The sequence below is a fragment of the Mesorhizobium sp. M7A.F.Ca.MR.362.00.0.0 genome, from assembly GCF_004023175.1.
GTDB lineage: Bacteria > Pseudomonadota > Alphaproteobacteria > Rhizobiales > Rhizobiaceae > Mesorhizobium.
Genome location: NZ_RZTF01001184.1, coordinates 1 through 224 on the forward strand (window position 1 = coordinate 1; position 224 = coordinate 224).

The 224-nt window shown below is 58.0% G+C and carries 1 protein-coding gene; it reads left to right on the forward strand.

The genetic code is table 11. The features are described 5' to 3' along the window. On the forward strand, positions 1 to 224 hold a 224-nt coding region (locus EOC06_RS39560; RefSeq protein ID WP_245470496.1), incomplete at both ends, for a thiamine pyrophosphate-dependent enzyme.

The window sequence follows — 224 nt, forward strand, 5'->3', positions numbered from 1 at the left end:
TGGACGTGAAAATTATCCTGATGAACAATCAGGCGCTGGGGCTGGTGCATCAGCAGCAAACCCTGTTTTACCAGCAGCGCATTTTTGCCGCCGCCTATCCTAAGCGTACCGATTTTCTGAAAATCGCCGCCGGTTTCGGCCTGGACACCTGTGATTTAAACGCCGCCGCCGATCCGCAGGCAGCGCTGGCGGATGCCATCCAACGCCCTGGCCCGTGCCTGATC